The following is a 23,796-nucleotide window of genomic DNA, read 5'->3' on the forward strand; positions in this document are numbered from 1 at the left end:
ATCGGCTACTTGCTATTTGAATTTAAACTATCCGCCGTCGGGATGGCAACCGCCCCGACCCCGGGCCACGGCCTCAGATGTTGACCGCCGCCGTCTCGCCGACGTGCGCGTCGCGCATGGCCAGCGCAACGCCGGTCAGCCGCGCGCGGACCTCGTTGTCCGTGGTCACCAGCGGCGCGTCCGCGCCGTCCAGCTTCAGCTCGGTGCCGGTCGCCTCCACGTCCCGCAGCTTGCCCGCGACGTGCACGGCGTTGTCCGCGTAGAGCGTGCCCTGCGGCGTGCACAGCTCGAAGTTGGCGTCGATGTGCAGGTCGCTCGGGAAGCTGACCCGGCTCAGGCTGTCCTCGGTGCCCTCGCCCAGGGTGCCGCCGGACACGCGCGGCCACGACGCCCGCAGCATGACCCGGCCACCCAGCTCGGCGCAGTGGCCGGTGACCGCGACGCGCGCGAGCTGCGCGAGCACGCCCGGGCCCTCGCTGTGCTTCTCCGGCCCGAACAGCAGGATCTCCGCGCCGGCCGCCTTGCGGTAGTCGCCCGCCAGGTCGACCTTGACGGTCTTCCCGCCGACCTCCAGCTCCAGCTGACCCTCCAGGGTGACCTGCATGATCAGCGAGGGGTCGACCAGCATCGACATGCACGGGCCGGCGCTCGCCGCGAAGAACACCTCCGGGGTGATGCCGACCGGCTCGTTCTCGTCGTTGGCCGGGTACCACGCCTCGGGCAGCGTCGTGCCGCGCACGACGTTGGGCGCCTGCACGACGTCGAACGGGCCGTCGCCGCGCGGGTGGCCCAGGTAGGGGCCGGTCAGCGGCTTCTTGAAGGGCGGCACGCTGTCGACGACACCGTAGATGTCGATGACGTTGCGGTGCGCGAGCCGCATCGTGCTGGTCTCCAGGATGCCGAACCGGCGGATGTAGAACTCCGCGGGGAAGTTCTTGCCCGGCACGATCTGCCGGACGTGGCCGGAGTTGGGCAGGAACGGGTTGGACAGCACCTGCAGCCGGTCGTCCAGCTCGTAGCTGTAGCCCTTGATGCCGACCTCGGGGGCACTGATCAGCTCGGTCTCGAAGGACGCGTAGCCCTTCTCGTCCACCGTGTGCTCGAAGCCGGGCATCGGCCACTTGTTCAGCTGGACGAAGCCGGAGAGGTTGATGGTCTCCCGCCGACCCGCGTAGTAGTCGTCGCCGAAGACCACTGTCGCGGCGGCGAGGATGTGCGGGCGGATCGGCTTGGGCTCCAGGTTCAGGGACTCGTAGGTCTCCTTGGAAAGACTCAATCCAGACACCTCCAGCGTCTGTCGAGTTGGCACCGCGCCTGGCGTGGCACCGGAGAGAACGTGAAGCGGTCACGCTGCCCACAACGCTATATATTAATTAAGTATTGTCAAGGGCTGGGTTCAGACCCACGGCGCGATCGGGTACCACGGGATCAGCTCGCGGCGCTCCAGGATCCGCACGTCCCAGTACAGGACCAGGAACACGCCGGCAGCCACCAGGGCCGCGGCGGTCAGGGCGGCCCGCCGGCGCGGGTCGGCGGCCAGCCAGCGCCCCAGCCGCTCGCCGGCCAGCAGGGTGACGGCGAGCAGGCCGACCGCGATCAGCACGACGTTGCCCAGCGACTGGAGCACGAACGCGGCCGCGCCGTAGAGCACGTCGCCGCTCTCGGCCGCGTCCCGGAACATCACCCGGAACAGCGGGAACGGGCGGCCGATCAGGAACACGCCGATGAGCGCGCCCAGCAGCACCAGCGGCGCCCCCGGCCGGCGGCGGGCCAGGCGCGCCAGCGGGTCGGGCACGATGCCGGCCGCGGCGAGCCCCAGGTACAGCATGACCAGGCCCACCGCACCGAACACCACCATGGCCTGCACCAGCCGAGGTGCGAGCTGGCCGGCCGCGGCGGTCGTCTGGAACTGCGGCATGCTCGTGCCGACCAGCGCGACGACCACGCCGTAGGCCGCCGAGACGGGCAGCATGCCGGCGCACAGCAGGCCGAGGCCGCGCAGCACCTGCCGCACGCGGTCCACTGTGGACCCGTGGTCGGCCGCGACCGGCGCCATGGCCCCGAACGCGGCGATGTTGCACGCGGTGAACGTGCCGGCCAGGCCCGACACGAACGCGAAGAGCACGCCCGCGCCCACGCCGGCGATCGGTGTGCTGGCCGCGTCGTGGCCGAGCAGGGTGTCGGCGACCGTGCCGCCGATCGTGCTGTCGACGAACTCCGCCGACCAGACCACGGTCAGCAGGAAGCCGACGAGCGCGCTCAGGCCGACGACCAGCCAGGGGCGGCGGGGGCGCAGTCGCGGTGCGGAGCGGAAGTGCTGGGTGCTGGTGGACATGCCTACCTCCGGGTGGGTGGACCGGATCAGGGGGTGCGCATCCGCCGCAGGTAGGTGACGGCCGTCCAAGGACGGGGCCCGGTGACGACCACGCGGCCGGTGAGGACCGCGCGGGCGAGCCGCACGCGGCGGAAGACGGTGAGCATCAGCGCGGCCGGCTCGAACCGGACCCGGGCGTCCGCGGTGCCGGTGGGCGGTCCGGCGGTGATCCGGCCGCCGCCGCTGCCGAGCACGACCGGGTCGGTGTGCGGCGACCGGAACTCGACGGCCAGGGGGCGGCCCTCCCGCGCACCCCTGTCGAACAGCCGGCCCGTGTCCTCGGACCCGAGCAGCCGCACCAGGAACAGCTCGAACGCGAAGGCCGCCTCCGCCGAGGGGATGTGCCACGCCAGCCCGCAGGCCCGCGCGATGTCGTGGCCGTGCAACAGGATCTCGTTGAGCTGGTGGGCCAGCAGCGCGGCGACGGGCAGGCGGGCACCGCCCAGCCACGTCGCCGGCGCGCCCGGGTCCAGTGCGCGGCTGTGGTCCAGCAGGTGCGCGACCGCGTCCCGCAGTGCGCGCGCGAGCAGCAGGGGTGACCGCTCGGGGTACTCGCGCAGCGCCACGTCGTTGAGGTGGGCGATGCCGCCCAGCGTGGTCCGGGCGATCAGCCGGTCGAGTTCGGGCACGCCGAGCGGTGCGGCCGGATCGCGCAGCAGGCCCGCGTTGAGCCGGGCGACGATCGCCGTGTGGGCCGCGACCTCGGCGGCCGTCCACGCCCCCACCGCCGCCCGGTGCTCGTCCGGGCAGGCGAGCACGAGCGCGGCGAACCGGTCGGCCGCGTCACGCAGCGCGGCGCGCAGCCCCGGCCACCGCTGGTCGCTGAGTTCGAGCCGCACGCGCACCTCACCGGGATCATCCAGCAACTCCACATCGGACAGTGCCGCGCCTCGGCGGCCTCCCGGTGCCGCGACCCGGTCTGCGCCTGGGTCGGCTCGCCGCCCGCGTCGGATCGACCTGCGGGCGGCGAGCCGTGCTCGGTGCCGACGTGCGCGTCCGCGGGCACGCCGCCGGCCCGCGGACAGCGGCCTGGCCGGCTCACCGCTGGGTGATGGTTCGTCCCCAGCGGGCCAGCGCGAGCAGGGGGCCCTGGAGCCGCCGGCCCAGCGGGGTCAGCCGGTACTCCCGATCCCACTCCACCACGCCGTGGGCGCACAGCGCCGCCAGGCGGGGCGCCAGCAGCTCGCGGTCCAGCCCCGGCACGCCCGCCAGCAGTTCGTCCTCGGTCGCGGGCGCGACGAGCAGTTCGCGGACGACGAGCACCGTCCACATGTCGCCGAGCACGTCGAGTCCGGCGGCCAGCGGGCAGAACTGGCGGTCGCCGTCGTCTTCTGGCAACACCCGGATCAACTCCTCGCCGCCGCACACGCGCAGGGCGCCTCGGCGCGCTCCCGCGGCGACGGGTTGTTGTGCTTGACCATCGCGACCACCATCGGGACGAACACGACCGCGTTGTAGAACAGGTGCAGTTCCACGCGCGGCAGCAGCAGCTGGAGCACGCTGGTCGGCACCGGGCGCCCGGCGAGGTTCGCGCCGGACATGGCCTGCACGAGCAGCAGCAGGTGCTCGAAGTGGTGCCACACCTGGATGACCAGCGCGGCGGTCCACCAGGTGCGCGCCCGGCCGACGAACCCGGGCCGCAGCAGGATCAGGCCGATCATCATGACCAGCGCGTACCCGTAGTGCATCCACTCCGAGTGGACCAGCCACGGTAACGGCATGCCCAGCACGCCGCGCGCCTCGGCGACAGGCATGCCCAGCACGTAGATCTGCACGGCCTGCGCCAGGTGCTCGGCCCAGTGGGCGGCCACCACCACCATGAACAGCATCAGGGCCCGGCGGTGCCGGCTGGTGTTGAGGGTGCGCAGCACGGGGAGGTCGAGCGCGTGGGTCATCACGGGGTCTCCTTCACGAACGGGGCCAGTGCGGCGGACAGTTCGTCGGGCACGCGCACCGGCAGCACGCCGCTGGCGGTGCGGCGCAGGCAGGAGACGACCTGCCCGCCGCGCGCGACCAGCCGCCCGCAGCGGCGGAACTCGTAGTCCATCTCGACCCGGTTGCCCCGCCGGCCGCGCAGCGTCATGGCCACCTCGATCTCGTCCAGCGCGAAGCACTCGGCGAAGTACTCCATCGCGCACGACACGGTGGCCAGCGCGAGTTCCCCGCGCCGCACCTCGCGCAGCACGCCGGGGGCGTGGTCGGCGAGGAACGCCTCGCGGCAGTGCCCCTGCCAGTGCAGGTAGTGCGCGAAATAGACGTTGCCGACCACATTGGTCTCGTCGAACGTGACGCGGTGCCGGAACACGTACTCGCGCACGTCAGTCCACCTCCACAGCGATCGCGACGACGGGTTCGCCGACCCCGGCCACCGCGGGCCGGGCGACCACGACCACCGCGCCCGTGCCGCGCAGCACGAGCAGGCCGTCGTCGGTCACCTCGGCGACCTCCAGCCCGGTGCGCCGGTCGAGGCCGGCGTGGCCGAGGGCGACCCGACCGGCCGTGATGCGGCCGGCGGCCACTTCCAGGGGCTCGTCGAGCTTGCGCGCCACGGCGGCCGCGGTGTCGCCGTCGGAGGCCTCGAACGGCTCCAGCGCCGCGGTCGTGCCCCAGGCGACACCGACCGGGTGGTCGGCGTCGGCGAGCAGGGTGTGTCCGGCCACGCCGCTGTCGACCACCAGCTCGACCCGCTGGGCGACATCCAGCTCGATCAGCCGGCGGCTCAGCAGCGGACCGACCAGCGAGGCGGGCATGGCCTCGTCCCAGCGGGCCGGGCCGATGGCGCGCAGGCGCAGCCCGTCCCACCGGGCGACGCGCGCACCGGTGGTGTCGAGCACGTCCACGTCGAACACGTAGTCGTCGGCGGTGTGCGCGGTCTCCACCGCGTGCACGCGCAGCACGCCCTCGGGCGCCCGCCACACGGTGAACCGGTCGGCGCCGACCGGCAGCGCGCGGCGGTGCGGGACGCACGCCAGCAGCACGTGCAGGGCCGCGTCGTGCGCGCCGGGGTCGCCGAGCAGCAGCCGCTGGTGGTGGAAGTCGGAGAACCACCGGGTGTCGGGGTCGGCGCGCACCCGGGCCCGCACCTGGAAGGCGGACAGCCGGTCGTAGCCGACGAGCCGCCGGAACCGGCCCCGGTGGAACAGCAGTCGGCCGTAGAACGCGTGCGGGCCGCCGTCGACGGGCGGGTTCTCGTCCGGCGGCCCGTCCGGGCCGGCATCGCCGGCCTCCCGCACCACGGCGGTGAACCGGTCGGTGGCGAAGCCGTCGCTGTCGTCGCGCAGCGCGACCCGCACCGCGCCCGCGCCGTCGTCCAGTGCCGGCACCCGGAGGGTGCGCGTGCCGCGCTCCGGCACGGTGACCGGGCTGCGCAGGTCCAGCTCGGCGAACTCCCACGCCCGCGGCTGCCCCACCGCCGCGTCCACGGCCTGCGCCATCGCCTCCAGGCCGACCACGGCGGGCAGCACCGGCACGTCCGTGACGCGGTGCTCGTCGAGGTAGGGATCGTGGCCCAGGGACAGTTCCGCCGCCAGCACGGCCTCCACGCCCGGGTAGCGGACCAGCAGGTCCTCGGCGAAGCGCAGCGGCTCGGGCGGCGCGCCCGCGACCGACAGCGTCGGCCCCTCGGGAAAGCGCCCGGTGACCAGCAGCGTCAGCGGGGCGTCCGGGTCGGCCAGCACGTCGAGCATGGCCGGCGGGCCGTCCGCCGCGCTGATCGGCATGATCCCGGCCGCGGCCAGGCCGTCCACGACGCCCATCCGCTCGCCCATGCCGACGCCGTCCCACAGCGACCACTCCAGCAGGTGGCACCGCCGGTCCGGGGTGGCGGCGCGCTCCAGTTCGGCGCGCAGCCAGTCGTTGGCCACGCAGTACTCGGCCTGCCCCGGCAGCCCCCGGCGGCCGATGATCGAGCCGAACCCGACGACCAGCCGCAGTTCCGGCGCGGCGGCGAGGAGCAGGCGCAGCCCCACCACCTTCGGGTCGAGCGTGGCGCGCAGCGTCTCGGCGGTCACCGCGCCGAGCAGGCGGGGCTGGTTGACGCCCGCGCCGTGCAGCAGGCCCCGCACCGGCCCGATCCGCGCCGCGGCCGCCACGGCGGCGCTGACCTGGGCGGCGTCGGTGACGTCGGCGCGCAGGTAGTGGACGGTGACGCGCTGGCCGAGCGCGCGGACCGCCTCGGCGACGTGCGGCGCGTCCGGGTCGGACCGGCCGAGCACGACCAGCGCGCAGCCGGTGCGCTCGGCCAGCGCCGCGCCGCACCGGGCGGTGATGCCGTTCGCCCCGCCGGTGACGAGGCAGACCTCGCCGGGGCCGAGCGGGATCGCACCGCCGGGCGTCAGGCGGCGGGCGTGCGTGGTCAGCTGCTCCACCCCGCCCGGCCGCACCCGCAGCTCCCGGTAGCCGGCGGCGGCGACCAGTTCCGGGTCGAGCGCCTCGCCGGCGACGTGGACGACGGTGACCGCGCACCCGTCCAGCTCCACGGCCGCGCTGCGGCCGACGGCGGCGGCCGCGGGGTGCCCCCGGTGGGCGATGACCAGGCGGTGGGGCCGGTACCCGGCGACCAGCGCGAGCACGCGGGCCACGTCCTCCGGCCGCTCCCCCGCCAGCCACACGGCCAGGTTCCGCTCGCCGGCCGTGCCGGGCAGACCGCGGGTGGCGCGCAGCCAGTGGCCGGGTGGGGCGTCGAACTCCCAGGTGCCGCCGGGTGGTTCCGGCACCGGCTGGAACGGCGTCCAAAGGTGCTCGAAGGCCCGCACCCAGCGGTCCACGCCCACGGGCGGCTGGTCGCCGGCCGCCTCGACGGCGGGCTGCGCGGACAGCAGCTCCGCGACCTCCGCGACGGTGGTGTCCACGATGGACAGTGCGCTGCCCGGCGGTCTGCGGCCGAGCAGTTCGGCGATCGTCCCGACGACCTGCACCGCCTGCAGCGAGTTGAGGTGCAGGTCGCCGAGCAGGGTGCTGTCCGGTGTGATGGTCGCCAGCGGCAGCTCCAGCACCCGGCTCAGCTGTTCGCGCACGACGGTCAGCGGCCGCGTTCCGGTCCCGGTCGCGTGCGGCTCCGGCGCGGACACCTCGACCGGGGCCGGGGCGTCCACCAGGTCCTCGACGCGGGGCGCGCCCAGGCCGGGCAGGTCCGTCTCGCAGGGGTTGGCGAGCAGGTCGATCCCGGTGTCCAGGCCGAGGGGCCGGTGGACGCGGCCGGCGAACCACGCGCCGAGATCCCCCGCCAGGCACGCGGCGAGCGTGGCCGTGGCCAGGGCGTGGCGCCTCGGGTTGCCGCTGTCCAGGGAGACCGCGCTCGCCCCGGCGGCGCGGGCCAGGTCGGTGAGCGTGGTCCCGGGGCCGGCCTCGACCAGCAGATCGCAGCGGGCGGCGAGCCCGGCCAGCGCCTCGGTGAACCGGACGGGCCGGGTCACCTGCGCGGTGAGCAGGTCGACCAGGTCGGTGTCCGAGGGCAGCGGCCGGCCGGTGACCGTGGAGAACACCGGCCGGGCCGGCGGCCCGAACGGCACGTCGGCCAGCACGGCCCGCAGCGGCTCGGCCACGGCCCGCATGGCGCTGCTGTGGAACGCGTGCGACACCGGCAGTCTGGCCGCCCGCACCCCGCGGGCCCTGGCCCGCGCGAGCAGCTCCGCGATCTGCTCGACCGGCCCGCCGAGGGTGGTCTGGGCCGGCCCGTTGTGCCCGGTGATCTCCACGTCCAGGCCGTCGGCCAGGGCGCGGGCCAGGTCCTCGTCGCCGGCCACGCCCGCCATCGCCGTGCCGGGCGTGCCGTGCTCGGCCATCACCCGGCCGCGGGCCACCGCGACGGCCTGCGCGGCCCGGGCGTCCAGCGCACCGGCCCACGCCAGCGCGGTGATCTCGCCCAGGCTGTGCCCGACCGCGCCGACCGGCTGGCAGCCACAGGCGTCCAGCCAGGCCAGCGCGGCCAGCGAGTGGCGCATCACGGCGGGCTGCGCGAGCGCCGTGTCGGTGGCGCCGTCGACCACGGCCGCGCCCGCGTCGGGCACGTCCAGTCCGGCGGCCCAGCAGTCCAGGTCCGCGCGCACCGGCGCGGCCTGGCCGGGCAGCAGCAGACCGACCCGGCGTGGCGGGCCGGCGGCGAGCACCACCCCGGCCGCCTCGTCCACCAGCACGGCACCGTCCCAGGTGGACAGGTGGGTGCGGGCGCTGCTCGCCGCCAGGTGCAGGCGGTCGGGGGTGTCGGCGACCAGCGCGCAGCGCACCGCGCCGGGGCCGCGCCGCTCGGCGTGCAGGGTGGCGGCGAGGTCGTGCAGCTCCGCGCCGCTCAGCGCGGGTGCCAGGCCGGCCACCGCGGTGAGCCGCTCGTCCAGCGCGGCGGTGTCGGTGGCGTCCAGCAGCACGATGTCGTGCCGGGTCGGGGCGCGGCTCAGCGCCGCCACGCGCGCCGGCAACGCCGTGACCGGCCTGGCCGGCAGGCCGCGCAGCACCACGTGGGCGTTGATGCCGCCGAAGCCCATGGACGACACCGCGGCCAGGGGTGTGGTCGCGCTCCACGGCTCGGCCTCGTCCAGCAGGCGCAGTGGCGCCTGCGGTGCGCGCAGCAGCTCGTGCGGGTCGCGCACCCCGGTCGTGGGCGGCAGCACCCGGTGGTGCACCGCGAGCACCGCCTTGATCAGGCCGGCCACACCCGCCGCGGCCTTGGTGTGCCCGATGTTGGCCTTGACCGAGCCGAGGGCGGCCCTGGGCGAGCCGGCGCCGCGCACCGCGCACAGCGCGGTCAGCTCCACCTCGTCGCCGACCCGCGTGCCGGTGCCGTGCCCCTCCACCAGCTCCACGGCGTGCGGCGGGACACCGGCCATCCGGTAGGCGCGGGTCATCGCCAGCCCCTGCCCGGGTGCGCTGGGCCGGGTCAGGCCGCCAGCGCCGTCCGAGGACGTGCCCCAGCCCACCAGCACGGCGTAGGTCCGCACGCCCTGGCGCTCGGCGTCCTCGGCGCGCATCAGCGCCACCACGCCGCAGCCCTCGCCCGGCAGGAACCCGGTGGGCCGCTGGTCGTAGACGCGCATCTCGTCCACGGCCAGCGCCCCGGTGCGGGCGAACCCGACCAGCTCGAACGGGTCGAGGCTGAGGTCCACGCCGCCGGCGAGGGCGAGGTCGAGGTCGCCGTCGAGCAGGGCGCGGGCCGCCGTCATGACCGACAGCAGGCTCGACGCGCACGCCCCGTCCACGGTGAACCCCGTGCCGTGGAAGTCGAAGTGGTTGCACACCCGGCCGGCGATGGTGTTGGCCAGTCCGCCGGCCAGCGACTCGTCCCCCGGCACCGGGAACGGCGCGCGCACCAGGTCGCCGAGCAGGGCCAGCGCCTGGCGGGCCTGGTCGGCGCGCACGCCCGCGCCGTCCAGCGCCGCCTCGGCCGCCCGCCGCAGGAACGGCCAGCGCAGCCGCAGCTGCGCCGCGCGGGAGAACTCACCGGCCAGGGTGTTGCCGAACACCACGCCCACCCGGTCGCGGTCCAGCCCGCGCCCGTCCGGGAAGCCCGCGTCGGCCAGGGCGTCCGCCGCGGTCTCCAGGGCGAGCCAGTGGGTGTGGTCGACGGCCCGGTGCAGCGGCCCGGGCACACCGAACCGCTCGCGGTCGAACCGCCACCCGCGCAGCAGGCCCGCGTGCGTCAGGTAGGTGCGGTCGGGGTCGTCGGCCGGCCCGTGGTAGGCGCTGGACAGGCGCTGTTCCGGCAGCCTCCGGAAGGCGCGCCGCCGGCCCAGCACGGTCTCCCACAGCCGCCCTGGTGTGTCGGCGTCGGGGTAGCGGCAGGCCAGGCCGACCACGGCGACGCCGGGGCGAGCGCTCACGGGGCACCGCTCGCGATCGTCCGGCGCGGGCGCCGCCACTCCAGGACCAGCAGCCCGCAGGCGCGCAGCACGCAGGTGATCACCAGGGCGAAGAACAGGCCGAAGGTGATCCCGGACAGCACCAGCACGGCGTAGACGGCCGCGGCGGTCGCGCCGAAGAGCACCTGGTTGCGCGGCCGGCCCGGGCTGCTGCCCGGATCGGTGATCATGTAGTTGGTGAACAGGATGAACGCCAGACCGGTCATGGGCACCAGCGCGCCGAGCAGCGAGTGGTCCAGCAGCAGCCAGCGCAGCACCGCCTGGAGCACGAACGCGCCCAGCCAGCCCAGGATCAGCGGCATCTTGCCGGTGAGCTTCGCGTTGAGCATGGTGCCGAACATCAGGATGCCCAGCGGCAGCAGCCAGTCCACAGTGGTCACCGGGAACGCGGTGAAGTGGTACGGGGGCGCGATGCCCACCCACGGGAACAGCACCAGCGTGACGGCGATGCCCGTGTTCGACGGGTTGAGCACGTGCCGGAGCTTGCCGTTGACCCGCAACCGGACCAGGTACTTGCTGCCGTTGCCGACGGTGATGGCGAACAGGTACGGCCACAGGGAGGTGTTGCCCCACAACAGCATTCCGCACGCCAGCCCGGTGATGTGCGCGGGCAGCAGGAACACCACCAGCGCGCGGAACCCGCCCGCGTAGGCGGGCCTGCGGTGGCGGGCCCAGGCGTCCAGCGTCTCGAACAGCAGCACGGTGGCGTAGCTGGTGAGCGCGGCGGCGATCGGCGTGACCGGTGCCTGCTCGAAGCCCAGCACGGTGTGCCCGAGGATGTTGAAGATGGTGATGGTGGTGGCGAAGCGCGCCAGCGCGCGCACCCGCCTGACCTCCGGTGCCAGGCCGGGTTCCGGGGGCGGTGCGGGTGTTGGGGTCGCGTCGGCGGGTGCGGGCGCGCTGCCCTGGTCGAGGTCGGGTGAGGCCGTGGTGGTCATCGCACTACCGCCGTTCCGTCGCTGGTGAGCAGGATCGTCCCGTGGCCCGGCCGCACGTCCACCTTCGCCTCGTGCTGGCCCTGGGCGTCGCGCCAGCTGATCGTGGCGGGCGTGCTGCCGCCGCCGGGCAGGGCGAGGTGCGCCAGGGGCGCGGAGACCCCGGTGTGGCCGTTGGCCGGGTAGAGCTGGGTGCGCTGCGGCCGGTCCGGGTGGTGCAGCCGCACCTGCGCGCCGATCACGTCGGTCACCGCGTCGGGTCCGCCGGCCGGCGCGGGCCGCACCAGGCGCAGGTCCGCGGCCGGCCCGGCGGGCGCGGTGTTGCGCAGCAGCACCGAGTCCTCCCACTGGTTGGCCACCACCGCGTCGAGCTTGTTGTCGCCGTCCACGTCGCCGTAGGCCAGCGCGCGGGTGTTGTCGTCGGTGGCGATGCCGGCGCGCTCGGCCAGGTCGGCGTACCGGCCGTCCGGACCGCGCACCCAGAACCGGTTGGGCTCGTGGCCGGACAGGTCGTCGCCGGGCCCGAAGTTCGGCCAGAACGCGGGAAAGCGCAGCAGGTCGTCGTTGCCCATGGCGAGTTCCTGCAGCATCGGCCACCGGTTCGTCTCGCCCTTGAGGAAGCCGTTGGCCTGCATGATCTCGTCCACGCCGTCGTTGTCGAAGTCACCGCCGCGGACGTCCCAGCACCAGCCGGCGCGGGCCAGGCCCAGTTCCTCGCTGCGCTCGTCGAAGGGCAGCCTGCCCGCGGCGAGGTCGGCCGGCGTCCCGGCCGGGGTGAACGCGAAGTTGCTCTCGTGCAGGGCGAACGGGGTGGTGATGTTGCTGACCACCACCGTCGGCAGCGGCGCGTCGCCGTCGTAGGTGAACGTGACGCCCATGCCCTTGAACGAGTCCCACCCGAGGACCGTCGACTTCGGACTGGTCATGTCCCGCTCGCCGCGCACCTCGGTGAACTTGACGTTGCCCGGGGTGGACTGGTTGAGCAGGAGCTGGTCGGGGCCGAAGTCGTTGGCCTGGTAAAGCTCGGGCAGGCCGTCGCCGGTGAGGTCCTGCAGGCCGGTGGCCAGCGTCCACGACCCGGCGGCCTCGCGGGACAGCGCGGTGCTCACGTCGGTGAAGGCCGGCAGTTCGTCCGGCCTGCCGGTGGGCTTGCCCAGCAGCAGGCGGTTGGTGCCCGCGTTGCGCGCCAACGACATCGAGTCCTGCATCTGCATGCGGGTCTCGTCGGTGGCGTCCGGGTCGAGGACCCGCGCGCCGTCCGGGAAGTAGTTGCCGATCAGCAGGTCCAGGTTGCCGTCGCCGTCGATGTCACCGACGTTGAGCGTGCCCGAGTTCCACACCGCCATCGGCGTGACCAGCTCGACCGCGCGGTAGCCGCCGGCGACCGGCGCGCCGGGTCCGGTGGTGTTGAGGTAGACGACCGGTGAGCGGCCCCAGTAGTGCACCACGTGGTCGCTGTCGCCGTCGGCGTCGATGTCGACGGGCACGCAGCCCATCGGCGCCATGGTGTGGTCGTAGGGCAGGCCGGTCGGCACCAGCCGCACCGGCTCGTAGCCGTTGGGGTCGGCCAGGCGGACCGGGCGCAGCGTCACCGAGTCGTCCCGGGGGTCGACCAGGCACAGGTCGCCCGCCCAGCCCTGACCGCGCACATCGGACAGTGCGGCGGCCGCGCCGACCGAGGAGATCCAGCCGCGGATCTGGTGGAGGTCGGGCGCGACGACGCGCTCCCTGCGGGCGTTGGCCGGCGCGGGGTTGAGGATCTCGGCGGCGAAGCCGTAGCGCGCGGTGAGCGCGTCCGCGTCCGCCTCGCTCAGGCCGGGTCGGGCGACGAACACGCCGAGCGCGGCGCAGACGGCGACGATGACGGTGGACACCAGGATCTGTCGTGCGTGGACACGCATGTGGTTCGCACTCTCCCTCGCGATCAGCGGCGTGCGTCGACGAGCGCGCGGAGCCGTGCCTTCCACCGCAGGTACGCGTGGACGTCCTCGGAGTCGGTCAGGCCCCGCGCGGCCGTCTCGCTCCACTCGGCGGTCTCGGCGACGTCGACGCCGAGGAACCGGGTCACCGACCGGGCGGTGTGCTCGGGCACGATGCCGGAGCGGTGCCGGGCGGCGGCCGCGAACACCACGCCCTGGGCGAAGTGGGCGTAGTGCGGTTCGGCGGCCCGCTCCAGCGCGCCGAAGGTGGCCTCGTCGGCGGCCCCGGCGTAGGTGACGGCCAGGCCGACGCCCGCCCACACGTGGGGTCGGGCCAGTGCGGGAAGGCGCCCGATCACCGCGCCCACGCCCGCCGCGTCGGCGGACTCGGCGAACCACAGTGCCCGCCCGCACCCCGCCAGGCGCGCCTCCCACCGGGCGTCGGGCCTGCGGTGGGCCCTCCGTTGCAGCGCGCGCAGGCCGCCGAAGTAGACCTCGCCGAACCCGGCGCCGTCCAGGGCCAGCCAGCGCAGCAGCGGAGCCGAGGGCAGCCGCGGCACGGCGGTGACCCGCATCGGCGTCAGCAGCCAGCCCGCGCCCACGTGCACCAGGTGCGTGTACCGGTCGCCGGGCCCGTCCAGCAGCCGCCGCAGTGCCCGGGCTCGGCCCGCGGTGGCCAGGTCCAGCAGCCCCGCGAACATCCCGGCGCCCTCGTAGGCGAAGCCCCGCTCGGCGTCGGGCACGCGGCTGTGCAGCTCCTCGTGCGGCGAGCGCCAGTGGGCCGCGCCAATGTTGAATCCGGTGAGGAACATGCGTGCGTGTTGTTCCAACACGGCCCGGGCGACCGGGCGGTCGGTGCGAAATCCACGTGCCCCGAAGTCGGCCATGGACAGTGGCAGCGTGATCGACGGTCGGAATCTCGGCCAGAAAGCAGGAGTTTGTCTTTTGTTGAGCGCTCGCACCGTCACCCCATCCGTTGCGAAGATCACCCAGAGCGCCCCAGACACCCGGGAGAAGACCGGACAAAGCTCTTAATCCTGTCCTGCCTGCCGTGTCTACCAGGAGTTCCGCAGCGCATCAAGACGGGGCATCAACTTCACACGATCGTCGCAGGCAACTAAATGACCCATCCCCCGGCACCTTTGACGCGCTTTAGCGCACCGTCCGCGAACAAAGTTTCCGCCGCTGTTGAAAATCTTCCACAACGATCATTCGGCCAGTTCGCCGACACCATGCCGTCACCATTTGGCGTAAACCTACAAATTGTCCACACAATTGTTCGCGGCGACGCGGCCAGCCGGCCGGGCACTACGGTTGGCAAAGAGTTCTCGCGTCTTTGTCGTGCCGGGCGGGCACACCGGCCCCGGACACCCGCGCCCCACCCCGCACGGGCGCCGCGGCCGCGCGGCGCGGTCACCGGCCGCCAGCGCCCGCCCGCCACGCCACCCGCACGGTCCACTGTGGATGAGTCGGTCCCGCCGTCCCGGCGGAGGGCGGGCCGGAGGCAGCGGCGGCCACCGACGCGGTCGGCGTCGCCCGGGTCGGACGCGCCGCGCACGCCACCGCCCGCCCAGGTCGTGGGCACGCTGGCGACGAAGGACTCCGACTCGGGCGACCGGACAGGACGGTGGGTGCCCACAACGACAACCACCCCCCGGGGCACCGGTTGTCCGCCGGTTCGGCAAGCTTTGCTCTGACTTCTATCTTTTGTAGCAGCAAGCGTGCCGCCACTGTCAAGCCCGCAGGGACCTGACGTGGCCAAGGTTGCCCAGCTCACCACCAGTAACTACCATTTTTTAAATGGCAACCTCGTGCCTCGTGTGCACCGGCCCGGTCACCCAGTTCCTCGACCTGGGACGCCAGCCCCTCTCCGACGCCTTCCCCGCCCCCGGCGACGACCTGTCCCGGGAGTACTTCTTCCGGCTGGCGCTGGGCCAGTGCTCGACCTGCACCATGGTCCAACTCCTGGAGGTGCCGCCCGCCGAGCGGATGTTCCACCAGACCTACCCCTACCGCTCGGCCGGCTCCGCGGTGATGCGGGAGCACTTCGCCCGCGTCGCCGAGCTGCTGCTGGACGGGCGCACCGACCCGTTCGTGGTGGAGATCGGCAGCAACGACGGCACGTTCCTGCGCACCGCAGCCGAGCGCGGCGTGCGGCACCTGGGCGTGGACCCGTCCGGCGACGCCGCACTGGAGGCCGCCGCGCGCGGCGTGCGGGTGCGGGTGGACTTCTTCACCGAACCCCTCGCCCGGCACGTGCTGGCCGAGCACGGTCCGGCGGACGTGGTGTTCTCCGCCAACACGGTCAGCCACGACCCGAACGTGAACTCGATCCTGCGCGGGGTGGCCGCGCTGCTCGCGCCGGACGGGGTCTTCGTCTTCGAGGACCCCTACCTGGGCTCGGTGCTGGCCAACACGGCCTTCGACCAGATCATCGACGAGCACGTGCTGTTCTTCAGCGCCCGCTCGGTGGTCGGGCTGCTGCACCGGGCCGGACTGGAGCTGGTCGACGTCGAGCGACTGCCGGTCCACGGTGGACAGATCAGGTTCACCGCGGCGCACACCGGGGCACGGCCCGCGGCCGCGGCCGTGGACGAGTTGCTGGCCGAGGAGGACGCGCTCGGCGTGCACCGGATGAGTCGGCTCCGCGAGTTCGCCGCGCGCACCGCGGACCGCCGCCGCGCGCTGGTCGCGCTGCTCAGGCGCCTGCGGGCGGAGGGCGCGCGGGTGGTGGGCTACGGCGCGACGGCCAAGAGCGCCACGGTCGCCAACTACTGCGGGCTGGGCCCCGAGCTGGTGTCGGCGGTCATCGACGCCACCCCCGCCAAGCAGGGCCGGCTCACGCCGGGAACGCACATCCCGGTGCTCCCTCCCGAGGCGTTCGGGCCGGGCACGGCCGACTACGCGCTGCTGTTCGCCTGGAACCACGCCGAGGAGATCATGGCCAAGGAGCGCGCCTTCGCCGAGGCCGGCGGGCGCTGGGTGCGCTACGTGCCGGAGGTCAGCGTCGACTGAGCGGTGTGCTCGCCCGCCGCCACGAACCCGGGCACCGCCGCGACCACCGCCACGGCCACCGCGAACGCCGTCACCGCGACGAGGCGCACGGCGATCCGGCCCACCGGGGCACTGAGCGCGAACCACGCCAGCGCGGCCACCCAGGCCAGCGCGCTGGACCGGAGCACCCCACCGGCCCAGTCACCCGCCACCAACTCGCCGAGGGCCGCCGGGGCGGTGCCGACGACCAGCGCGCCCACACCGACGGTGGCCGGCAGCAGGCGCGCCGCCGCGCTCCACGCCCAGGCGTGCAGCGGCAGCACGGCCAGCGCGCCGGTGGCGAGCACCACGGGCAGCAGCACGACGCGCGGGTCGAGCCGGTCGACCCGGGTGGGCGCGAGGGCGAGTTCACCCACCACGGCCGTGGCGGCGGCCGACACGGCGAGCACGCGCGTGCGCGGGCCGAGTTCGCCCGCGAACGGCCGCAGCAGCGCGACCGCGGCGACCACGACCAGCGCGGCCACCGTGAGCAGGCGCAGCCACACCCCGCCCAGCGACGCCGGACCGCCCGCGTCGACGCCGTGGTGCTGCGCGGCGGCGGTGCCGGCGGAGCACACCAGGAGCACGGGCACGACCAAGAACGGGAAGCACCACCGGACACCGCGGCCCATCGCACCCTGCCTTTCCCCGAGCACATTTGCTTTACTTTGAGATAGTAGGCTCGATCGGGTCGGGCCGGAGCGAGGTGGTGCGGGTTGAACCAGGAGTTTGTCGCCCTTCCGTTGCGCCGACTGGCCGACGCCGCACTCGACCGGGCCCGGCGTCCCGGCGTCCGGCACGCCGCCGTGCAGGTCATCCGCACCAGGCACGGCCACCTGCTGCTGCGCAACGGCAGCACCACCGCCACGGCCGACACCGAGCGGACCGCGCTCTCGGTCCGCGTGCTCACCGACCGCGGACACGGGTTCGCGGCCACCTCCGAACTCACCGCCGAGGCCGCCGCCACCACCGCGGAACACGCCTGGCAGGTCGCGCGGGCGTGCCAGCCGCTGGGCGGCGGCGTGGTGTTCGCCGACGAGCCGGTGCACGCCGACGCCCTGTGGTGCTCCGCCTACCAGGTCAACCCGTTCGACGTGCCCGAACCCGAGCGGGCCGCGGTGCTCGCCGGGTGGAGCCGGGACCTGCTCGCCGCGCCGCACGTGTCCTCCGTGCTCGCCAAGCTCACCGCCGTGCAGGAGAACCGCTTCTACGCCGACCTCGCCGGCACGACCACCACCCAGCAGCGCGTGCGCGTGCACCCGCAGGTGCTGGCGGCCGGAGAACACCCGCGCACCGGCGCGGTGGCGACACTGCGCTCCCTGGGCCCGCCCACCGCACGCGGCTGGGAGTACCTCGGCGGCACGGGCTGGGACTGGGCCGGCGAGATCGCCGCGATGCCCGAACACCTGGCCGCGAAGCTCGCCGCGCGGCCGGTGCGCCCCGGCAACTACGACCTCGTGCTGGACGCCTCGAACCTCTGGCTCACCGTGCACGAGACCGTCGGCCACGCCACCGAACTGGACCGCGCGCTCGGACACGAGATGTCCTACGCCGGCACCACCTTCGCCACCCCGGAACTGCGCGGCAGACTGCGCTACGGCTCCGAACTGATGACCGTCACCGCCGACCGCACCGCACCGCACGGCATGGCCACCGTCGGCTTCGACGACGAGGGCGTGGCCGCCCAGTCGTGGCCGCTGATCGAACGCGGCGTGCTCACCGGATTCCAGACCGACCGGTCCACCGCGGCCGCCATCGGCGCCACCCGCTCCACCGGATGCGCGTTCGCCGAGTCGTCCTCACACGTCCCGCTGCCGCGCATGCCCAACGTCTCACTGCAACCGTCACCGCTCCCGTGCAACACCCAGGACCTCATCGCCGGCGTCGCGGACGGCCTGTACCTGGCGGGCTCGGCGAGCTGGTCGATCGACTCGCGCCGGGAGAACTTCCAGTTCACCGCGCAGCGCTGCCACCGCATCCGAGCGGGACGATTGGCCGAACCGGTCTCCGGCGCCGCCTACCAGTCGTCCACAACAGACTTCTGGCGCTCACTGGCCGGCCTGGGCGACGCCAGCACGGTCACCTCCTTCGGCGCGGACTTCTGCGGCAAGGGCCGCCCCGCGCAGGCGGCGGCCGCCAGCCACGCGGTGCCCTCAGCCCTGTTCCACGGCGTGTCCGTGCTGCACGTCGGCGGTGCCACGTGATCCCCGCGCACGAGGTGGTGGAGCGCGCCCTGGCCGAGGCACGCCCCGGGGACGGAGTGGTGGCGGTCGTGGACGAGACGGTGCGCTCGCACCTGCGCTGGGTGGGTGCCACGGCGACCAGCGCCGCGCACGTGCTCGACCGCAGGGTGCACCTGGCCGTGCTGACCGCACGCGGCACGGCCGGAGTCGTGTCGGCCAGCGGCGCCGTGGACGCGGCCGCGGTGCACGACCTGGTGGCGGCCGCGGCACGGGCGGCCCGGCGACCGGACGCCGAAGCCGACCTGCCCCCGCTGGTGCCCGCCGACCAGCCCGAGGCACCGCACTGGCGCGACCCGGCCGCGACCGCACCACCAGCCGCACTCACCGGGCTGGCCACCGACGCGGCCGAGGCCGCGCGCTGCCGCGCGCCACGCGGCCGGGTGCTGCACGGCTACGCCGAGCACGAGGTGCGCACCACCTGGGTCGGCAGCACCACCGGCCTGCGGCTGCGACACGTGCAACCGACCGCCCTGATCGATGTGACCGCACGCGACGAACACCTCGCGGCGTCGAGTTGGGCGGGCGCGGAGGTGGACGACCCGACACAGTTCGACCTGCCCGCGCTGCTCACCGGACTGGACCAGCGACTGGACTGGAGCGCCCGCCGCACACCACTGCGCCCCGGCCGCTACGAAGTGCTGCTGCCACCCTCCTGCACGGCCGACCTGATGCGCCAGCTCTACTGGTCGGCGGGCGCACGCGACGCGCAGGACGGCCGCAGCCCGTTCAGCGGGCGGCTCGGCGACCGGCTCAGCGGCCTGCCCCTGACCCTGCGCAGCGATCCGGGCGAACCAGGCCTGGCCTGCGACCCGTTCGTCGTCGCCCGCACCTCCGGCGCGGACACCTCCGTGTCGGACAACGGTCTGGCGCTGCGCCCGACGTCCTGGATCACCGACGGGGTGCTCACCGCCCTGGTGCACACCCGTGCGTCCGCGAACCGGGCAGGCACTCCGGTGACGCCGCGCATCGGCAACCTGATCCTCGACGGCCCACCCGGCGGACCGTCCCTGCCCGAGCTGATCGCGTCCACAGTGGACGGCCTGCTGCTCACCTCGCTCTGGTACCTCAGGGACGTGGATCCGCGCACGCTCCTGCTGACCGGTGTCACCAGGGACGGCGTGCACCTGGTGCGCGACGGGGAAGTGGTGGCCGCGGTGGACGACTTCCGGTTCAACGACAGCCCGGTGCGGTTGCTGGACCGCATCACCGAGGTGGGGTCGACCACCGCCGCACTGGCCAGGGAATGGGACGACGAACGCACCCGCACCGCCATGCCACCACTGCGGGTGGCCGACTTCGCCGCGGTGAGTCCAGCGGCGTGACAACCGGAGGAGGACGGGCGTGACCACCACACGCGACGCCGAAACCACCGACCGCACCGACCACGTGCTGGCGCTGCTCGGCGACGTGCGCGACCGAACCGTGCTCGACCTCGGCTGCGGCGACCTGGACGTGGCCCGGAACGTGGCCGCGCACGCCCGCGGCTACACGGGTCTGGCCGCCGACAACGCGATCACCACCCAGACCCGCGCCGCACTGCGCTCCCACCCGGCCGAGGTGCGCACCACCGACCTGGACCGCTGGTGGGGCGAGAACCTGGGCACCTTCGACCTGGTGGTCTCGGTCACCGCCCCGCAGCACGTGCGCAACCTGGCCCGCCTGCTGGAAACCCTGCACCACCACGTGGTGCCCGGCGGCCGGTTCGTGTTCCAGGTCGACCACCCGTCCACCACCGCCGGCCCGGCCGGCTACTTCACTGACGGCGCACGCCCCGAACTGCCCACCTGGGCAGGCCGACCCGCCCACCACCGAAGCCTGGAAACCTACCTGCGGGACCTCCGCTACTGCGGTTTCCGACTCGACGAGTTCTCCGAGGGCAAGCCCGGCGAGGTCGGTTTCCGCACACCAACAGCCGCCCCGCCGCACAATCCCCGCTGGGCCCTCTTCCGCTGCGTCCGCACCCCGTGACCCCACATCCCGGAGAACCCCAGTGTCACCCGACGACGAAATCTCCTACCTGCACCGGTTGACCGCCCCGCCGCCCACCACCCCGGACACGCACCAGGTGCCCGACCAGCAGCCGCGCCCGCCAACCACCGCGCGTGCGCAAGACGATCCCGGCCGATGAGTCAACACCCCGCTCGGTGATCAACCAGACCACGCCCGCCCCCGACATCGGGATCAGCACCCCCCTGCCACGGCAGACCCCGCACGGCTGCTCGCGGAACTCCCCGCCCCGGCTACCGGCCGTCGACCTACCCCACGCCGACACCCGCCGCGCGGTCTCCCCCACCACCGGTGCCCACCCGACCCAGTTCGACCAACAGCGAAGGGCACACGGCCAACACGAACCGCTCCAGCAGGAAGTTCAACCACAGCGTGGTCAGAGCGGCCTGCCCCGCGGCGGACCCCACGCCCGGCGCGGTCCGACCCCCGCCGGCCCGCGCGCTGAACAGGAACCGGGCCAGGCCCAACACCATCAGCCAGTCGTCGACCTCCACGAGATCGAGATAGGCCGATTCCGCGCCACCCCACCGGCCGAGCACCCGCTCGGTCGCGGCCAGCGCACCGGCCCGCAGTGCCGGCAGGTGGCGCTGCCGGAACCAGTCGGCGTGGGCGGAGTCGGTGTAGGCGTTGGGAAACATCCGGCGCAACACCTCATCGGCCGTGGCCGGACGGCGCAGCCGCCAGCCGCGCCGCTCCTCGGGCAACCGCCCGTCCCGCAGCAACCGAGCCAGCCGCTCCAGCACGTCTCGCAGGGTGACCGCGACGTTGCCGGACATCCGCAACACCACACCGTCACCAGCCCTGACCACATCGCCGTGGTCAGCGTCCGGAACCCGCGCGTACTCGCCCGCCTCCATCAGGACGACCCCCACACCAGACCGTGCAACCCGAAGGACTGCAGGCGGACGGCGAGCTGTTCAGCCTCGGCCAGCTCAGCGAACCGGGCGACCTCGGCCGACCCCTGCTCGTGCACGCGCAGCATCGTCCACGCGGCGTCGTCGGGCGACAGACCGGCCACGTGCCGCAGCAGATAGGTCACGGTCACCATGGTGTTGACGTCGTCGTCGAGCACGACAACCCGCCAGCCTGCCTGATCAACCACGCCCACACCCTAGGGCGCGCTGACCCGGTCAGCTGACCAGGGTCGCCGGGCCGAGCCGCAGCAGCCCGTCATCCAGCGGGACGCACCGCATCCCACCGCGGCCGCGAAGCGCCCGGAACGCTCCTGGCGCGAGCACGGCGTCCATCCACGCGCACGGGTTCGCCGGACGCCACGCCTTGAACCGCACCGGGCCGGCACCGGAATCCAGGCTGATGATGTCGTGCCGGGCCAGTCCGTCCACATCGAACCCGCGCAGCACGATGTTGCGCCGCACGGCCAGCGGACTGACAGCGGCGTCCAGGCCGAGCCCCGCCGCGACGTTCTCCAGCGACTCCACGGCGAAGAGCGTCACGGCGGCCAGGCGGTGCGCGGCCTGGTTGAAGTAGCGGTCACCCACCAGGCCGAGGCCCGCGCGGACCACCACGTGGTCGCGCGAGACCGGCTCCGGATCGGGCCGCGGCCCATCACCCGGCCGCCCCTCGAAGGCGTGCACCGGCGACACGTGCAACGCCACGATCTCCACCACCGCGGTGCTCAACGCTCGCCCAGCCGCCATTCCGGCCTGACGTAGTGGCAGGTGTAGCCGTTCGGGTAGCGCTCAAGGTAGTCCTGGTGCTCCGGCTCGGCCTCCCAGAAGTCACCCAGCGGACTGACCTCGGTGACGACCGCACCCGGCCACTTGCCGGACGCGTTCACGTCGGCGATGGTCGCCTCCGCGACCTTCCGCTGCTCCTCGCCGTCGTAGAAGATCGCCGAGCGGTAGCTGGCACCGATGTCGTTGCCCTGGCGGTTGCGCGTGGTCGGGTCGTGGATCTGGAAGAAGAACTCCAGGATCTGCCGGTAGCTCAGCCGCTGCGGGTCGAAGATGATCTCGATGGCCTCGGCGTGGTTGCCGTGGTTGCGGTACGTCGCGTGGGCGACCTCACCGCCCGTGTACCCCACCCGCGTGGCGATGACGCCCGGGTGCCGGCGGAACAGGTCCTGCATGCCCCAGAAGCACCCGCCCGCCAGCACCGCCTTCTCGGTCACAGTGGTCACGTGGTCACTCCGCTCTCGCACTGGTCGATGTCCACCACCTTGAACGCTCGCGCGCCCCGACGTCATCCCAACCCGACTGGGATCAGCGCACGCGGCGGCAGCAGCGGGTGACCCCCTGGTCGGCTCCGCGCCGACCTCGGCGCGACCCGCGCGACCCGTCAGGGCTGGACCGGCATTGACCAGCAGTTCGAGTTCGCGGCCCGACCGGAGAGGCGATCCGTCAGCCAGGAGATGGCCCTGCCCTGGTCGGTGATGAGCGGCATCAGGTGGTTGGTCAGCAGGCCGTCCCCCAGGTCGGGCAGGTGGATGGCGTCGTAGGTGACGTTGGCGCCCTTCTCGCACCAGTCGACCGCGAGCTGGCGGGCCTGGGCGTGCGGCACGATGTCGTCCTGGACCCCCGTGGCGACGCGCACCGCGGTCGCGGGCTTCCCCGCACCGATGCGCTGGGCGTCGAGCGTGGCCCGCAGGCGCGGTTCGCCGCGCACGATGGCACCGAGGAACTGGCCCGTGGTGGTCCACAGGGTGCTCCGCTTGAAGGCGTAGCCGACGATGCTGTCCCCCACGCACATGGTGGCCAGGTCGTCCAGCGCGGTGGCGTCGTCCGCTCCGGTGGCCGACGCGGACACCGCCGGGGCGCACACGAGGGCCAGCGTCGTGAGAGCCGCGGTGAGCAGGCGGTGGCACGCGAACGGCCCGGTTCGACCGGAGCTGACAAGTCCGGCGGGTGGCAGGTTCGGCCGGCGGGCGGATCTGTTCATGTGCATCGCTCCCTGCTTCGTTGGATGGAGCGGCGCCGGTCGGAGGAGTCCACCGGCGTCTGTCGGTTGCCGAGGAGAAGCGGCAGTGCCTGCTGGTCGGCCGGGTGGTGGTGGCTGTCCGGAGCCGAGCGCCCCGGTGTCCCCGGCCCAGCCGGTGACACCGCCAGCCCTTAGCTACTCGCGAGTTAAACACAACGAGTAGTGGCGGCGTCACCCCGGCGACAAGGCATCCCTCTGTGGCAGCTCATCGTCGCGATGAACAGCCGTGCGCGACGATGAGAATTAATTTTGGTAAGCACTGAAGAATTTATGAACAGGAAATCCTAGTGCTGTCGGCGGGCCCGGGCAGGGGACGCCGCGCGCGGTTCTCCGGGGGTCGCCGGATGAGCAACGGGCCTTGCTAGGGTGGACCGGCATTGATCAGCTTCTGAGGGGACCAGACATGGCGGGTGACGACGACATCTCCGGGTGAGCCCGGATGTGATCGGCCACCGGTGGGCGCCGTCGAGCGCCACCGCTGTGGCCATGTCGTCGTCG

Annotated in this window: 20 protein-coding genes; 4 read left to right on the forward strand and 16 right to left on the reverse strand. The window is 73.8% G+C overall.

Features of this window, described 5'->3' with window-relative positions; genetic code table 11:
• Nucleotides 1-73 precede the first annotated feature (73 nt).
• The 10 genes from LX83_RS23325 to LX83_RS23370 form a co-directional block, all read right to left on the reverse strand.
• Nucleotides 74-1,276, reverse strand: coding sequence for a DUF6004 family protein (locus LX83_RS23325; RefSeq protein ID WP_253774898.1), 1,203 nt, complete (start codon nt 1,274-1,276; stop codon nt 74-76).
• A gap of 120 nt (nt 1,277-1,396) precedes the next feature.
• Entirely contained in the window at nt 1,397-2,335 is a 939-nt protein-coding gene (locus LX83_RS23330) for a hypothetical protein (protein WP_253774900.1), read from the reverse strand.
• Nucleotides 2,336-2,361: 26 nt separating this feature from the next.
• Nucleotides 2,362-3,246 carry a maleylpyruvate isomerase N-terminal domain-containing protein gene (locus LX83_RS23335; protein WP_253774902.1) on the reverse strand — a complete coding sequence of 295 codons (885 nt, stop codon included), beginning with the start codon at nt 3,244-3,246 and terminating at the stop codon, nt 2,362-2,364.
• A 166-nt stretch (nt 3,247-3,412) separates the two neighbouring features.
• Nucleotides 3,413-3,715, reverse strand: a complete 303-nt coding sequence (locus LX83_RS23340; RefSeq protein ID WP_253774904.1) for a winged helix-turn-helix transcriptional regulator — start codon at nt 3,713-3,715, stop codon at nt 3,413-3,415.
• A gap of 5 nt (nt 3,716-3,720) precedes the next feature.
• Entirely contained in the window at nt 3,721-4,269 is a 549-nt protein-coding gene (locus LX83_RS23345) for a hypothetical protein (protein WP_253774906.1), read from the reverse strand.
• Nucleotides 4,269-4,691: an acyl-CoA thioesterase gene (locus LX83_RS23350; protein ID WP_253774908.1), complete on the reverse strand. Its 423-nt coding sequence runs from the start codon at nt 4,689-4,691 to the stop codon at nt 4,269-4,271. Before LX83_RS23350 ends, LX83_RS23345 begins: the two co-directional genes overlap by 1 nt.
• Before the next feature lies 1 nt (nt 4,692).
• Nucleotides 4,693-10,185, reverse strand: a complete 5,493-nt coding sequence (locus LX83_RS23355; RefSeq protein ID WP_253774911.1) for a type I polyketide synthase — start codon at nt 10,183-10,185, stop codon at nt 4,693-4,695.
• Entirely contained in the window at nt 10,182-11,162 is a 981-nt protein-coding gene (locus LX83_RS23360) for an enediyne biosynthesis protein UnbU (protein ID WP_253774914.1), read from the reverse strand. Before LX83_RS23360 ends, LX83_RS23355 begins: the two co-directional genes overlap by 4 nt.
• Nucleotides 11,159-13,060 carry an FG-GAP repeat domain-containing protein gene (locus LX83_RS23365; RefSeq protein WP_253774916.1) on the reverse strand — a complete coding sequence of 634 codons (1,902 nt, stop codon included), beginning with the start codon at nt 13,058-13,060 and terminating at the stop codon, nt 11,159-11,161. Before LX83_RS23365 ends, LX83_RS23360 begins: the two co-directional genes overlap by 4 nt.
• Before the next feature lie 23 nt (nt 13,061-13,083).
• Nucleotides 13,084-14,085, reverse strand: a complete 1,002-nt coding sequence (locus tag LX83_RS23370) for a DUF1702 family protein (RefSeq protein ID WP_308204031.1) — start codon at nt 14,083-14,085, stop codon at nt 13,084-13,086.
• 793 nt (nt 14,086-14,878) lie between these two features.
• Here LX83_RS23370 and LX83_RS23375 point away from each other — a divergent pair.
• A complete protein-coding gene (locus tag LX83_RS23375) occupies nt 14,879-16,093 on the forward strand; it encodes a class I SAM-dependent methyltransferase (RefSeq protein ID WP_253774920.1) in 1,215 nt (404 codons plus the stop codon).
• Here LX83_RS23375 and LX83_RS23380 read toward each other — a convergent pair.
• Entirely contained in the window at nt 16,066-16,704 is a 639-nt protein-coding gene (locus tag LX83_RS23380) for a DUF6239 family natural product biosynthesis protein (protein WP_253774922.1), read from the reverse strand. The two genes, LX83_RS23375 and LX83_RS23380, sit on opposite strands and share 28 nt — an antisense overlap.
• 123 nt (nt 16,705-16,827) lie before the next feature.
• On the opposite strand from LX83_RS23380, the gene LX83_RS23385 reads away from it, so the two are divergent.
• Genes LX83_RS23385 through LX83_RS23395 form a run of 3 tightly spaced genes read left to right on the forward strand, consistent with a single transcriptional unit; the run spans nt 16,828 to nt 20,322 of the window.
• Entirely contained in the window at nt 16,828-18,315 is a 1,488-nt protein-coding gene (locus LX83_RS23385; RefSeq protein WP_253774924.1) for a TldD/PmbA family protein, read from the forward strand.
• On the forward strand, nt 18,312-19,676 hold the full coding sequence (locus LX83_RS38505) for a metallopeptidase TldD-related protein (protein ID WP_253774926.1): 1,365 nt from the start codon (nt 18,312-18,314) through the stop codon (nt 19,674-19,676). Before LX83_RS23385 ends, LX83_RS38505 begins: the two co-directional genes overlap by 4 nt.
• A gap of 19 nt (nt 19,677-19,695) precedes the next feature.
• Entirely contained in the window at nt 19,696-20,322 is a 627-nt protein-coding gene (locus tag LX83_RS23395) for a class I SAM-dependent methyltransferase (RefSeq protein ID WP_253774928.1), read from the forward strand.
• 287 nt (nt 20,323-20,609) lie between these two features.
• Here the strand turns inward: LX83_RS23395 and LX83_RS23400 are convergent, their stop codons facing one another.
• The 5 genes from LX83_RS23400 to LX83_RS23420 form a co-directional block, all read right to left on the reverse strand.
• Nucleotides 20,610-21,218, reverse strand: a complete 609-nt coding sequence (locus LX83_RS23400; protein ID WP_301328755.1) for a DUF2017 family protein — start codon at nt 21,216-21,218, stop codon at nt 20,610-20,612.
• Nucleotides 21,218-21,463 (reverse strand): ATP-dependent Clp protease adaptor ClpS, encoded by a 246-nt coding sequence (locus LX83_RS23405; RefSeq protein ID WP_253774932.1) that lies wholly within the window; start codon nt 21,461-21,463, stop codon nt 21,218-21,220. Before LX83_RS23405 ends, LX83_RS23400 begins: the two co-directional genes overlap by 1 nt.
• Nucleotides 21,464-21,491: 28 nt before the next feature.
• Complete coding sequence (locus LX83_RS23410) at nt 21,492-22,019, reverse strand: MOSC domain-containing protein (RefSeq protein WP_253774934.1); 528 nt, start codon at nt 22,017-22,019, stop codon at nt 21,492-21,494.
• Nucleotides 21,998-22,501 (reverse strand): peptide-methionine (S)-S-oxide reductase MsrA, encoded by a 504-nt coding sequence (msrA, locus tag LX83_RS23415; protein ID WP_308204032.1) that lies wholly within the window; start codon nt 22,499-22,501, stop codon nt 21,998-22,000. Before msrA ends, LX83_RS23410 begins: the two co-directional genes overlap by 22 nt.
• 158 nt (nt 22,502-22,659) lie before the next feature.
• Nucleotides 22,660-23,259: a lipase family protein gene (locus tag LX83_RS23420; RefSeq protein WP_253774936.1), complete on the reverse strand. Its 600-nt coding sequence runs from the start codon at nt 23,257-23,259 to the stop codon at nt 22,660-22,662.
• Nucleotides 23,260-23,796: the final 537 nt, after the last annotated feature.

The organism is Goodfellowiella coeruleoviolacea, from assembly GCF_024171785.1.
In the GTDB taxonomy this organism is placed as follows: Bacteria; Actinomycetota; Actinomycetes; order Mycobacteriales; family Pseudonocardiaceae; genus Goodfellowiella; species Goodfellowiella coeruleoviolacea.

Bases quoted from the DNA above. Each gene is read 5' to 3' on its own strand.
- LX83_RS23330 (WP_253774900.1), bottom strand. From the start codon at position 2,335: ATGTCCACCAGCACCCAGCACTTCCGCTCCGCACCGCGACTGCGCCCC.
- LX83_RS23345 (WP_253774906.1), bottom strand. From the start codon at position 4,269: ATGACCCACGCGCTCGACCTCCCCGTGCTGCGCACCCTCAACACCAGC.
- LX83_RS23360 (WP_253774914.1), bottom strand. From the start codon at position 11,162: ATGACCACCACGGCCTCACCCGACCTCGACCAGGGCAGCGCGCCCGCA.
- LX83_RS23365 (WP_253774916.1), bottom strand. From the start codon at position 13,060: ATGCGTGTCCACGCACGACAGATCCTGGTGTCCACCGTCATCGTCGCC.
- LX83_RS23375 (WP_253774920.1), top strand. From the start codon at position 14,879: ATGGCAACCTCGTGCCTCGTGTGCACCGGCCCGGTCACCCAGTTCCTC.
- LX83_RS23400 (WP_301328755.1), bottom strand. From the start codon at position 21,218: ATGGAGGCGGGCGAGTACGCGCGGGTTCCGGACGCTGACCACGGCGAT.
- LX83_RS23410 (WP_253774934.1), bottom strand. From the start codon at position 22,019: ATGGCGGCTGGGCGAGCGTTGAGCACCGCGGTGGTGGAGATCGTGGCG.
- LX83_RS23420 (WP_253774936.1), bottom strand. From the start codon at position 23,259: ATGAACAGATCCGCCCGCCGGCCGAACCTGCCACCCGCCGGACTTGTC.